The organism is Xanthomonas fragariae (genome assembly GCF_900183975.1).
Classification (GTDB): Bacteria; Pseudomonadota; Gammaproteobacteria; order Xanthomonadales; family Xanthomonadaceae; genus Xanthomonas; species Xanthomonas fragariae.
This window is the reverse complement of record NZ_LT853882.1, coordinates 1,085,597-1,098,344: the sequence shown is the minus strand read 5'-3', so window position 1 is coordinate 1,098,344 and position 12,748 is coordinate 1,085,597. Positions and strand designations below refer to the sequence as shown.

Annotated in this window: 8 protein-coding genes and 1 pseudogene; 4 read left to right on the top strand and 5 right to left on the bottom strand. The window is 63.3% G+C overall.

Translation table 11 applies throughout. The annotated features are described in order from the left end of the window. Window positions 1–128 precede the first annotated feature (128 nt). Together PD885_RS05005 and ybaL are read left to right on the top strand one after the other, a co-directional pair. Entirely contained in the window at window positions 129–2,528 is a 2,400-nt protein-coding gene (locus tag PD885_RS05005) for a TonB-dependent receptor plug domain-containing protein (protein WP_002808009.1), read from the top strand. A gap of 659 nt (window positions 2,529–3,187) precedes the next feature. Then, window positions 3,188–4,885, top strand: coding sequence for a YbaL family putative K(+) efflux transporter (ybaL, locus tag PD885_RS05000; protein ID WP_002808008.1), 1,698 nt, complete (start codon window positions 3,188–3,190; stop codon window positions 4,883–4,885). 117 nt (window positions 4,886–5,002) lie between these two features. Here ybaL and PD885_RS04995 read toward each other — a convergent pair whose 3' ends face one another. The 5 genes and pseudogenes from PD885_RS04995 to PD885_RS04970 all read right to left on the bottom strand — a co-directional run bounded on the left by PD885_RS04995 (window position 5,003) and on the right by PD885_RS04970 (window position 10,550). After that, the gene (locus PD885_RS04995; RefSeq protein ID WP_002808006.1) at window positions 5,003–5,581 is read right to left on the bottom strand and encodes a hypothetical protein; all 579 of its coding nucleotides are present in this window, start codon (window positions 5,579–5,581) and stop codon (window positions 5,003–5,005) included. Window positions 5,582–5,622: 41 nt separating this feature from the next. Beyond that, window positions 5,623–6,989: pseudogene (locus tag PD885_RS04990) on the bottom strand (IS5 family transposase). A 356-nt stretch (window positions 6,990–7,345) separates the two neighbouring features. Next, complete coding sequence (locus PD885_RS04980) at window positions 7,346–8,575, bottom strand: membrane dipeptidase (RefSeq protein ID WP_040762606.1); 1,230 nt, start codon at window positions 8,573–8,575, stop codon at window positions 7,346–7,348. A gap of 297 nt (window positions 8,576–8,872) precedes the next feature. Continuing rightward, entirely contained in the window at window positions 8,873–9,070 is a 198-nt protein-coding gene (locus PD885_RS04975) for a hypothetical protein (protein ID WP_002808001.1), read from the bottom strand. Between the two features lie 91 nt (window positions 9,071–9,161). Next, entirely contained in the window at window positions 9,162–10,550 is a 1,389-nt protein-coding gene (locus PD885_RS04970) for an amino acid permease (RefSeq protein WP_002807997.1), read from the bottom strand. Window positions 10,551–10,718: 168 nt separating this feature from the next. Here PD885_RS04970 and PD885_RS20490 point away from each other — a divergent pair, with 168 nt between their 5' ends. Continuing rightward, window positions 10,719–11,282: a hypothetical protein gene (locus PD885_RS20490; RefSeq protein WP_108805796.1), complete on the top strand. Its 564-nt coding sequence runs from the start codon at window positions 10,719–10,721 to the stop codon at window positions 11,280–11,282. A 70-nt stretch (window positions 11,283–11,352) separates the two neighbouring features. Then, window positions 11,353–12,720: an IS5 family transposase gene (locus tag PD885_RS04965; protein WP_088056678.1), complete on the top strand. Its 1,368-nt coding sequence runs from the start codon at window positions 11,353–11,355 to the stop codon at window positions 12,718–12,720. Window positions 12,721–12,748: the final 28 nt, after the last annotated feature.

Genomic DNA, 12,748 nt, shown 5'->3' with positions numbered 1-12,748 from the left:
CAAGCCGCGCCGCATTGCGGCAACACCCGGCGCGCAGGCACAACCGATCACCCGTACGCAATCGCACTCCCCCGGCATTACGCGCGCTTCATCGCTGCGTCCATTATCCACTTTGAGCCTTGATTCCCATGCACACCTCCAACGCACTCTCGCTTGCGATTTCGGTCGCACTCACCGTCTGTTCGTTCGCTGCCAATGCGCAGTCGCAGCCGACCCAGCCGCAGAAAACCCTGGACACGTTGATCGTCACCGGTACGCGCGTGAGCGATCGCACGGTGGCCGAATCCGAATCGCCGATCGACATCATCAGCGAGCAATCGCTGCAGGCTACCGGTGCGACCGACATCGCCACCGCGCTCGGCAAATTGCTGCCGTCGCTGAATTTCCCACGCCCGGCGATTTCCGACGGTAACGACGCCTCGCGCCCGGCAACATTGCGCGGCCTGTCGCCGGATGCGGTGCTGGTGCTGGTCGACGGAAAGCGCTATCACACCTCGTCGCTGATCAATTACAACCCATATGTCGGCCGCGGTTCTGCGCCGGCAGATTTGAACTCGCTGCCGATGTCTGCAATCGCGCGCATCGAAGTGCTGCGTGATGGCGCCTCGGCGCAATACGGCTCCGATGCGATTGCAGGCGTGGTCAACATCGTGCTCAAGCATGGCGCCGATGTCGGCAGCAACAGCATCTCGGTCAACGGCGGCATCATGGACAAGGGCGATGGCGAGCAGAACGGCATCGACGGCTCGGTCGGCCAGGCATTCGGCGGCACTGGCGGCGACAAGGCACCGGGCTGGGTGCGGCTGTCCTGGAACTACCAAAACACCATGAGCACCAACCGTGGCGAGAACACCAACCGCGCCACCACGGTTCCGGGCACGCCCAATCCCGGCGGTGTTCCGTATCAGCGCCATGGCGACCCGGCGTCCAACTTCTATCAGGGCCTGACCGCCTTCGGTTACACGTTTTCGCCGACTCTGGAGTTGTATGGCCACCTCAGCATGAGTCGTCGCGAAGTGACCTCCAACGGTTACTACCGCGCCGCTGACAACACCAGCCGCAACGTGCAGGCGATTTATCCGAACGGGTTCCTGCCGCAGATCTATAACCCCACCAACGACCGCTCGGCCGTGTTGGGCCTGAAAGGCAGCACCGCAAGCGAATGGAATTGGGATTTGTCGGCCACTTACGGCAAGAACGACATGACCTTCAACATCCTCAACACCATCAACACCAATCTGTATTGGACCACCGGCAGTTCGCCGACCAACTTCAATTCCGGTGGCTTCGAAACCGAGCAAGGCACGATCAACCTGGACGTCAACAGGTCCTTCGATTGGGGCTTGGCGTATCCGATTAATGTCGCCTTCGGTGCCGAGCATCGCCAGGACCGCTACCAGATCACCGCCGGCTCGCCGGACTCGTACTTTTTCGACCCGAACACCATCAATCCCGACACCAGCGAGCCCTACCCGGGCGGTGCACAGGTGTTCTCGGGCCTGGAGCCGTCGGTCGCCGGCAAGTTCGGGCGCCACAGCAACGCGGTCTACGCCAACCTGGAAGCGGACATCACCGACAAGCTATCCGGCGGCATCGCCGGGCGCTATGAAAACTACAGCGATGCCGGCTCAACGCGCTCGGGCAAGGTGTCGGCGCGGTACGCATTCAGCGATACGTTCTCGCTGCGCGGCACCATTTCCAACGGCTTCCGCGCGCCGTCGCTGGCACAGCAGAACTATGCGTCGGTGGTGACCCTGACCGGGAACGGCGGGCTGGTGCAGGTCGGCACTTATCGCACCTCCGACCCGGTCGCGGTTGCCCTGGGCGCCGGTCCGCTGAGCCCGGAAAAATCCACCAATTACGGTATCGGCGGTGTATGGCAGCCGACGTCCAATTTCACCTCCAGCCTGGACGTTTATCAGATCCGCATCTGGGATCAGATTCTGTATTCGGACCAGCTGCAGCTGGCGCAGCCGATCGGCCAGGTCGCCGCGGTGCAGTTCTTCGTCAATGGCGCTACCAGCCGCACCCGTGGCGTGGACTGGATCAACAGCTACCTCGCCGATCTGGGCGAGTACGGCAAGCTCAACCTGAGCGCGAGCGCCAACTACAACAAGACCGCCATCCTGGAGTTGTCCAGCCCCAACTTCGGACGCTCCAGTCAGGGCCTGCTCACCGATGCCACTCCACGGACCAAGTACATGGCATCGGCGGATTGGACGTTGGGCGAGTTCGCGCTGAACTTCAACGCCACCCGCTACGGTTCGATCAAGCGCATCGGCGACTTGGCCGATCGTAGCCAAGACCAGACCTACGACGCGCGTTGGCTGCTGAATCTGGCCGCCAGCCAGACCTGGAACGCATTCACCGTCACCGTAGGTGTCGACAACATCACCAATCAGTATCCGACCAAGGTGCAGCTGAACACTGCCTACGACGACCGCGCCGGCGGTCTGCAATATTCGTCGCTATCGCCGTTCGGCTTCAACGGACGTTACTGGTACGGCCGTGTCACCTACCGGTTCTGATCAGTAAAGAGCTGATCGGAGCCTCCGATCGGCTCATTCGCATTGCAGACACCGCCGATCGCTCGGCGGTGTTTGTCGTTGCGCGCCTCGCATTGTCGCCAAATTCGATTGGATGCCATATGCATCTGCATTACGTGCGGAGAGGGCGAGAATTCACCATGTCGGTCCGGCCAATGGCGCCACGCGATAGATGATCGCGCACGCGCCACTGCACCTGCGTTGATCGCGGCCGACGGCGGCGATTGATTTGGCGCAGCAGCAGCGCTGGACGTGGGGACGACCTGCACATGCAACGCACCGGGAAATCGGTCACTTCTTGACAGACAGCCACGCTGCATCGGTGCGATGCTGGACGACTGCGGCCGCGGCCGCAACGGTGTCGATATCGGTATCGATGTTGCAAAGACATCGGCATTACCGGGCGATCCAAACGCGGCCCAACGCCGCCATTTCTCATGCGCACGAGCGGTGCGTGTCGCATCGCGTTAATCATGTGCTGTGTGCTATAGACATCCAGACTAACAGGACCTGCTGTGCGGTCCTGTTCCCGGCGCAGGACGCCAGCCATCACCACGCAATGCCGGCAGGCCACGCCCGGCGCAGCGCCGTTGGCCGGGTCGACCTCGACGTTCTTTCGGACAGTCCCACAACGGATTGGAATGCATCACGACACCAGCCTCATCGACATTATCGCCGTCGGCCTCGCGGTCGCTTTTGTGCTGGGCACGCTCGCACAGAAAGTGAAACTCTCGCCGCTGGTTGGCTATCTGCTTGCTGGTGTCTGCGTTGGTCCGTTCACGCCCGGCTTCGTGGCCGACCAGACCATGGCAACCCAGTTGTCCGAGCTGGGTGTGATGTTGCTGATGTTCGGCGTGGGCCTGCACTTCTCGCTCGACGATTTGATGGAAGTGAAGTGGATCGCGGTTCCCGGTGCGCTGGCGCAGATCGTGGTGGCCACGCTGCTCGGTTGGGCGCTGGCCTGGAGCATGGGCTGGCCGTTGATGCATGGCCTGGTGTTCGGTCTGGCGCTGTCGGTGGCAAGTACCGTGGTCTTGCTGCGGGCATTGGAAGAACGCCGCTTGCTGGAAACTCAGCGTGGCCGCATCGCAGTGGGCTGGTTGATCGTCGAAGACCTGGCGATGGTGATCGCCTTAGTGATGTTGCCGGCGTTGGCCGAGGTGCTGGGCACCGGCGCATCGGCTGCCGCGCACACTGGCGGGCCCACCTCGCTACTGGCCGCGCTCGGCTTGACCGTGCTGAAGATGGTCGCATTCGTGGGGGTGATGTTGGTGATCGGGCGCCGGGTGATTCCGTGGTCGCTGGAAAAAGTCGCCGCCACCGGCTCGCGCGAACTGTTCACCCTGGCCGTGCTCGGCATCGCGCTGGGCGTGGCGTTCGTGTCGGCGAAGCTGTTCGGCGTGTCGTTCGCGCTGGGTGCGTTCTTCGCCGGCATGTTGCTCAAGGAATCCGAACTCAGCCACAAGGCCGCCAGCGATTCGCTGCCGTTGCGCGATGCGTTCGCGGTGCTGTTCTTCGTGTCTGTGGGCATGTTGTTCGACCCGATGATCCTGGTCGAACATCCGTGGCAGGTGCTGGCCACGTTCCTGACCGTCACCCTCGGCAAGTCGCTGGCTGCGTTCGTGATCGTGCGCGCGTTTGACCACCCCACCGGCACGGCGCTGACCATTTCCACCAGCCTGGCGCAGATCGGCGAGTTCTCCTTCATTTTGGCCGGGCTGGGTGTGCAGTTGGCGATCCTGCCCGAAACCGGGCGCGATCTGATCCTGGCCGGCGCGCTGTTGTCGATCATCGCCAACCCGTTCCTGTTCTCCTTGCTGGACCGTTGGCAGGCTAAACAGGCGCAGCACGCACCCACGGCGGCGCAGCCGGAGCTTCCACCCGGCCCGGCGCTGCCGCTGGACGGCCACGCCATCGTAATCGGCTACGGCCGCGTCGGCAGCGCACTGGCGCAGCTGCTACGCAGCCGTGGCGTGCCGGTGCTGGTGATCGACGACAACGGCGACCACGTGGCCAAGGCGCATGCCGCCGGCATCCCCGGCATCCGTGGTAGCGCGGCCGCCGATCGCGTGTTGGCCGAAGCGCGCCCAGAGCACGCAAAGATCGCGATTTTGGCCATTCCGCAACCGTTGGAAGCCGGTGAAGCGTTGACCAAGCTGCGCGCGATCAACCCGTCGCTGACGCTGCTGGCGCGCGCGCATAGCGATACCGAGGTCAAGCATCTGCTCGAACACGGCGCCGATGGCGCGGTGCTGGCCGAACGCGAACTGGCCTATTCGCTGGCCGAGATGGTGATGTCCACCCCGCCGTATCGGGCGTTGAAGGTGCCACCGTCGTGATGCCTGCCGCATATTCCAACGGCGTCCAGTCCATCGCCGGGCCAGCTGATGCGCATGCGCCATGCGCCATGCGCCATGCGCCATGCGCCAGCAATGGAGCGTGTCACCGCCGCGCGCTCACCGCGTTCGCCAAGCCAGGATAGGCAGCACGCAATACCCAGGCGCTGCCCGACATTTGCGCGGCTTGACCAACCGATACTGCCGGCGATCGCCGAAGCCAGCGCTCTTGATCTCGACATTGGCGCACAGCCGACCGCCGCACAGTGTCACGTCGGCAGCGTTGTAGGCGCGCAACAGCTCGGCACGCAGCTGGTTGTCGCGGATCTCCTGGCGATACTGGGTCAGCAACCATCCTCCGCCGCCCAGCAACAGCAGCAGACTGCCCAAGATGACCGCCGCACCTTTCCACAACAGCAGGCGCTGCCCGCGTTCGATGCGTCCGAGCTGATCGGACAAGGACTGCGCGCCGTCACCGATCAAGCGACCAGCCTGCTGCAAACGCTTCTCGAAATCGGCAACCGGTTGGTCAATGCCCTGCTGGATACTGCGAATGAATGTCTCAGGGACGCGCTGCAGTATCTGTTCCACCGAACGGGTCACCACCGCAGGCAACGACTGCGCTACCTGCTCCAGCTGCTGCGCAAGACGCTGCTGTTGTTGTCCCAATTCAGTACATCGGCGCTCGAACTGCTCCATGAGCGTGGCAGCTTTGCTTAGTCGTCCCTGAAAAATCCCCTTCAAGCGCCAAGTGCCGTCGGTGACAGCGGCGCGGTACTCAAGGATGACCATCCCATCGCCCGCATCCAGGTACGCAAAAACGCGATCCAGCGCAGCAGCCAGCGCAGGTTGTAGCCGGCGGCGCAGCCGAGCACGTGCAGCGCATCGCCTTGGGCACCTTTCAGCCTGCAGCGACGCAACCGGCAGTCGTCTTTCAGATGTCCGATCACCGGCTCCACCGCCTGCCGTCGCTTGATCCAGCGCCATTGCCGTCGCGTCAGCGTCTTGGCCTTGCCGCGATGCAGGACCTGCACGCCATCGACTTCGCGCCCGCGATCGCCCAGGTCCACGATCGCCACCGTCGGTTCTACGCTCACATCCTGCAGCAACCCGCGTGTCTGCTCCAACTGCTCGGCCAAGGTATCGCCGTCGTACGGGTTGCCCGGGAAGCTGCGCGCACCCACGACCAATCCCTTGCAGGCGGTGACCGCAATGCCGACCTTGACGCCGAATTCGTACGCTTGACGCGCCTTGCCCTTGCCGATGCATTCCACTTCCGGGGCATGCAATGCGTAGAGTTTTTGTTTGTCCTTCGGACGCTGCGTGTACAGCCGTTGCGCACGTTCCAGCCAGACAACGATGCGCTCGCGCACGCCGGTGTTTACCTGATCGAGTTTGCGTTGGATGTCGCGCATGAGCCGTCCCAGCACTGTGCGTTGACGTCGCAGGACGCGCCGCATCCGCTTGAACTGGCGCGCATGCGCATACCGACCTGCCTTGCGGCTCAGGGCCGGGCCTTGCCGCGCGTAGCTCTGCCGCAATCCGATGCCGTGCCGCTTGGCCAGTAACACCAGCTTCTTGCGTGCCACCTCCAGCAAACGGCTGTCGGTCGGATAGGCGATCGCCTTTTCCTGCACCGTGGTGTCCACGATCACCCGCGACAACCGCGTGCGTCCACCGCCTGCATCGCATGCGCGGCGTTGATGGTGTGCGCCAACAGCTCTTCCATCCCGGCCTCACCCAGGCGCTGCCGCCAGCGCGTCAGCGAGCTGGCATCGCACGGCAAGCGCGTCTGGAACACGACCTCACCGGTGAAGAACTGCCAGTACGGATTCTCCAGCCAACGCTCGCACACCGTTTCATCGGACAGGTCGTAGGCGTGTTTGAGGTAGAGCAAACCGGCAATCAGCCGCACCGGCAATGCCGGCCGACCGCCACCGGCCTGGGTGGCCGGCAAGCGCGATGAAAGTGCTTGCTCCAACGCCGCCCACGGCATCCGTTGGCTCAGCCGCGCCAGCGGATGACGCAGATCGATCTGGTTCTCCAGCCGCGAACGAAACAACTCATCGGCAGGCATCTCTTCGGCAGCAGGACGGCGTGTACGCATGGGCGGAAATTGCAAGAAACCAGCCTTCAGCGTAGCGAACACTGGTAGTTTTGGCACGCCGGTGCAGACATCAAGGCCTTGCGGTCGTTGGGTGGTTGGGGTTTTTCAGGGGCGACTGAGGACGGTCGTGCTCGTTCCCGATGCGGCATGGCGTCGCATCTGCGGCTAACTGCCGCGCTTGCGCTGCAACGCGACGCTACGCCCAGCGTGCAATGCAGCACGCATTTCTTGGAGGCGAACGAGGTCGGAACAAGGCTGCAGCAGTGACGTGCCCGGCTCTGGCAAGAACGTACTGGCGCGCGATTGACGGCCCAACGCGCCAATCTCCAATTCGGACGCAGGTTTGCTGGACAACGCTACGGCCGCACCCGCTCCCAGACCCGCAGGAAATTGCCGCTATAAACATCGACAATGCGTTGAGCAGGCCAGCCGGCATCAATCATCGCCTGCGTGAGCTTGGGCAAATCCGCGCCGCTGCGCATATCCATCGGCAAGCTGGAAATGCCGCCATCGAAATCGCTGCCGAAACTCAAGTATTTCCACGGATCTGCGACGATACCCATGTCGGTGATCTGTCGAGCGAAGGCTTCATAATAGCGAATGACAAAAGCCAGATCGGCATCCATATTCGGCTTGCCGTCAGCTAGATAGGAGTGTTGCAGAAAGTACGGCGCCAAAATGACGCTGATGCAGCCACCGGTCTGAACGATGGCACGGATCGCCTGGTCGTCGAGCCCCCGGTCGAGATGACGCGACGGCCGCGTCTCGGCGCCACGGGTGACGCTGCGCGATGCGCCATGCGAGGCGAAGGCCGGCACATTGCGCCGCGTGCAGATGCCGCAGGCGTCGATAATCCCTTGCCCCGACGTATGGGAGAGATCCAACAGAAGCCCAACATCGATGCAGCGCTCCACGACCTCCTTGCCGAACTCCGAGAGCCCCCCGCCCTCGATACTGCGCCACGGATTGAGCGGCGCATAGCCGGCCTGGGATATGTCGGTATGGCTGAAATGGTTGAGCGTCAAATAAGCGGCGCCGGCCTTCGCAGCGATTTCCAGGCGTTTCAGCCGCAGCGCCTGGCTGCTGATACCGCGCGGACCAAGCATATGCGCGCCTTCCAACGACAGAATGGCGCAGCAGAGACCTTCGGCTCGAATCGCGCGCACCTCAGCGGCGCTGCGTGCCAGCCGCATCCGACCCTCGCTTGCCGCCACCACCGCCTCGACATAGCGCTGATGATCCACCCAGTTTTTCCAAGGGTCGAGAAAAGGCACGGCAATGAGGTTCTCCCATAGCGCGTGGGCGCTGAAACAGGCGCCGCCGTAACCGCCCGCGAGAAAGTCTGGACCGCTCACATGGTACATCAGCGGTTGATTGCGACCTCTCGGCGAGGTCTTGTTGATCAGCCAGATTATCAGAGAGCGTCGATTCGCCTTCCAATCGCCCTTCCAGAAGTCGCAACCGACCAACCGCGACAGATAAAGGGAGTCCAGATGCGTGTCGATAGGATAAGCCAGCGCATGCAATGCATCCAGCGTGTGGGCGGCAGGCAAGACAGCAGAACTCTCAGGCGAAACGGCACTCATGGACGAACCCCGGCAATGAATTCTGAAAAAATTATAGAATTAAACGATGCGCTTTTGTCGTTATTTGATATTAAGCCGATAATCTCTGAGCTACCTGATGGGGCGAGCAGAATCTACCAAAATGATAGTAAATGAACAGAATCAGCAGATCCAGAGGCTCGCCCGTCTGACGGGAAGGAAACCGCAAGACTGCTTGCGTGTTCTCGCTTCGACGGTGTGCAGAAGCTCACTGCAGCCTGTTTCCGCTGCTGTATGACCATTTGCCATTTAGCTCCAGTCAACATGCTCTGACGGCTCTCAGGCGATGACGCGGTCGACCCACGCCGTCGCGATGCCGCAAGCCGCGATGGGATTGATCCAATCCACCTGGTGTTCGCCCGCCGATGCCCGAATGTTCGTTCGCAGCTGCTCTCGTGCCGGTAGATTGCACAACGCGTCCGCCTCGATCGCCACGGCGCTGCGTGCCTCGACGGCGCGCAGCGCGATCGACGACACACCCGCTGTAGGCGCTGCACGCGCTCATGTAGCGCCTTACGGGTCTGTGACCACAACCGACGCGCCCGCTTCCCCACTTGGACCCACACATTCAAGTTCGGCCACGTACGCGTCGCGCCACTTCGCTGATCACGGCAATAGCAGCGGCCAAACCGACCATCGACAGGAACTGCGCGCGCGTATCAGCCGAGGACGCCAGCAATACGAAAATCACTGCCAGGATGACCAGAGCCAGCACCGTCAGGAACGGGTAACCACGCATGCGGAACGGCAGCGTGATGCCGGCGCGGTCCGCGCGTGCGCGCAGGATCAGCTGCGACAGCAGCGAGATCGTCCATACCAGTAGGCAGGTGGCGCCGACGATGTTGAGCAGCATCGGCAGCACCTTGTTGGGATACAGCAACTCCAGCGCTGCTGCTGCGAAGCCGAACAACACGCTGGCGATCACCGCCGCCAGCGGCACCTGCTCGCCGCTGGTCTTGCCCAGCAACCGCGGCGCTTCGCCACGCTGTGCCAGCGAGAAGATCATCCGCGACGCGCCATACAGATTTGCATTGAGCGCAGACAGCAATGCCACCACCGCGACCAGCGTGATGGCGGTGGCCGCACCGGGAATGCGCGCCACGTCCAGCACGGCGGCGAACGGCGAGCTGAGCGCTTTGCTGGTCCACGGCACCACCGCCACGATCACGCTGATCGAGCCGATGTAGAACACCAGGATGCGCCAGGCCACGGTGCGAATGGTACGTGCCAGGCTGCGGCCGGGGTCGGCGGTTTCCGCCGCGGCCACCGCCACGATCTCGGTGCCGCCGAAGGCGAACACCACCACCAGTAAGGCCGCGCCGACGCCGGCCAGGCCGTTGGGCGCGAAGCCGCCGTTCTGGGTGACGTTGGACAGCCCGGGCGATGTCACGCCGGGCAACCAGCCGGCCAGCAAGACCATACCGATCAGCAGGAACACGATGATCGCCACGACCTTGAGGATGGCGAACCAGAATTCGAACTCGCCGAAGTTGCGCACTCCCAGCAGATTGATCGCAGTGAAGATGGCCATGAACACCAGCGCCAGCAACGGCACCGGCAACACCGGCCAGACCGAGGCGAGCAAGCCTGCCGCGCCGACCGCTTCGGCCGCGATCACCACCACGATCTGCAGCCACCACAACCAGCCGACCGTCGCACCGGCGGTCGGCCCCATCGCATCGGCCGCGTATACCGAAAACGCACCGCTGGCCGGCTTGGCAGCCGCCATCTCGCCCAGCGCGTTCATCACGATGATCACCAACGCGCCGGCGATCAGATACGACACCAGCACCGCCGGCCCGGCCGCGTGGATGCCCACGCCGGAGCCGAGAAACAGCCCGGCGCCGATTGCCGTGCCCAGGCCCATCATCATCAATTGCCGCGGTTTCAGCGCGTGGCGCAATGCAGGGGTGGCGGACGGAGCGGCGGGACAGGGAGGCAGGGACGGGTGCGGCATTGGGTTGGTCGATTGGCAGGAATCGCGACACGATACCGCGTAGCGATGGCGCAGTAATGGCCTGGGCACGACGCACGCTTCGTGGCGGGTCGTGCCGGGTCGTTTCGACCACTGGCCGGTGCTGCTGCCGATGGACGACCGCCGTATCTGTTCAGCAGCACCGAGCGCATGGCCAAGCACCCGACCCTGCAGTTGGCAGCCGGCGGCCCTCTCCCACCGCGAGCCGTCGAAGGCCACGTCGTCGCTCGAGCGTGGACGTGGACGCCTGTCCGCTGCATCGCGCCCGTCCTTCGCTTCGCAGCCCTGCGTAAGCGCAAGCAAGGCGCGCCTTGCCTGGGCGTCGGCGACGCCGGATGTATGGAGATACACACCCTGCATATCGAGGTGAGACACCATGATCACCCCCCCGTGATTGCGCGCACCAAGGCACCGTCCGCACGACAGCAGCGCCGGATCGCGGGCATCCACCTGCTGCAGGCGCGGCTCCAGTTGCTCGTCGCTCGATACGCCCTCGCGATGCAGCCATTTGAAGCGGTTGCGGCGCTGTTGGGGATGCTCTTCGGCAAGCATGACGCCGTATTCGCGCCGCAGGTAGCTGGCGCGACGCTGTTGGATCTGCGCGACGATCCGCTCGCCGTCGGCATTACTGATTACCAGCAGATTGCCCCTCTCGGTCGGAATAATCAGTCGCCCCTGAAAAACCCCAACCACCCAACGACCGCAAGGCCTTGATGTCTGCACCGGCGTGCCAGAACTACCGGTGTTCGCTACGCTGAAGGCTGGTTTCTTGCAATTTCCGCCCATGCGTACACGCCGTCCTGCTGCCGAAGAGATGCCTGCCGATGAGTTGTTTCGTTCGCGGCTGGAGAACCAGATCGATCTGCGTCATCCGCTGGCGCGGCTGAGCCAACGGATGCCGTGGACGGCGTTGGAGCAAGCACTTTCATCGCGCTTGCCGGCCACCCAGGCCGGTGGCGGTCGGCCGGCATTGCCGGTGTGGCTGATTGCCGGTTTGCTCTACCTCAAACACGCCTACGACCTGTCCGATGAAGCGGTGTGCGAGCGCTGGCTGGAGAATCCGTACTGGCAGTTCTTCACCGGTGAGGTCGTGTTCCAGACGCGTTTGCCGTGCGATGCCAGCTCGCTGACGCGCTGGCGGCAGCGCCTGGGTGAGGCCGGGATGGAAGAGGTGTTGGCGCACACCATCAACGCCGCACATGCCATGCAGGCGGTGGACGCACGCGAGTTGTCGCGGGTGATCGTGGACACCACGGTGCAGGAAAAGGCGATTGCCTATCCGACCGACAGCCGTTTGCTGGAGGTGGCACGCAAGAAGCTGGTGTTACTGGCCAAGCGGCACGGCATCGGATTGCGGCAGAGCTACGCGCGGCAAGGCCCGGCCCTGAGCCGCAAGGCAGGTCGGTATGCGCATGCGCGCCAGTTCAAGCGGATGCGGCGCGTCCTGCGACGTCAACGCACAGTGCTGGGACGGCTCGTGCGCGACATCCAACGCAAACTCGATCAGGTAAACACCGGCGTGCGCGAGCGCATCGCTGTCTGGCTGGAACGTGCGCAACGGCTGTACACGCAGCGTCCGAAGGACAAACAAAAACTGTACGCATTGCATGCCCCGGAAGTGGAATGCATCGGCAAGGGCAAGGCGCGTCAAGCGTACGAATTCGGCGTCAAGGTCGGCATTGCGGTCACCGCCTGCAAGGGATTGGTCGTGGGTGCGCGCAGCTTCCCGGGCAACCCGTACGACGGCGATACCTTGGCCGAGCAGCTGGAGCAGACACGCGGGTTGCTGCAGGATGTGAGCGTAGAACCGACGGTGGCGATCGTGGACCTGGGCTATCGCGGGCGCGAAGTCGATGGCGTGCAGGTCCTGCATCGCGGCAAGGCCAAGACGCTGACGCGACGGCAATGGCGCTGGATCAAGCGACGGCAGGCGGTGGAGCCGGTGATCGGACATCTGAAAGACGACTGCCGGTTGCGTCGCTGCAGGCTGAAAGGTGCCCAAGGCGATGCGCTGCACGTGCTCGGCTGCGCCGCTGGCTACAACCTGCGCTGGCTGCTGCGCTGGATCGCGTTTTTGCGTGCCTGGATGCGGGCGATGAGATGGTCATCCTTGAGTACCGTGCCGCTGTCACCGACGGCACTTGGCGCTTGAAGGGGATTTTTCAGGGACGACTATTTAT

Coding starts and splice junctions, on each gene's coding strand:
- PD885_RS05005 (WP_002808009.1), top strand. CDS start 129: ATGCACACCTCCAACGCACTCTCGCTTGCGATTTCGGTCGCACTCACC.
- PD885_RS04980 (WP_040762606.1), bottom strand. CDS start 8,575: ATGAGTGCCGTTTCGCCTGAGAGTTCTGCTGTCTTGCCTGCCGCCCAC.
- ybaL (WP_002808008.1), top strand. CDS start 3,188: ATGCATCACGACACCAGCCTCATCGACATTATCGCCGTCGGCCTCGCG.
- PD885_RS04970 (WP_002807997.1), bottom strand. CDS start 10,550: ATGCCGCACCCGTCCCTGCCTCCCTGTCCCGCCGCTCCGTCCGCCACC.
- PD885_RS20490 (WP_108805796.1), top strand. CDS start 10,719: ATGGCCAAGCACCCGACCCTGCAGTTGGCAGCCGGCGGCCCTCTCCCA.
- PD885_RS04995 (WP_002808006.1), bottom strand. CDS start 5,581: ATGGAGCAGTTCGAGCGCCGATGTACTGAATTGGGACAACAACAGCAG.
- PD885_RS04965 (WP_088056678.1), top strand. CDS start 11,353: ATGCGTACACGCCGTCCTGCTGCCGAAGAGATGCCTGCCGATGAGTTG.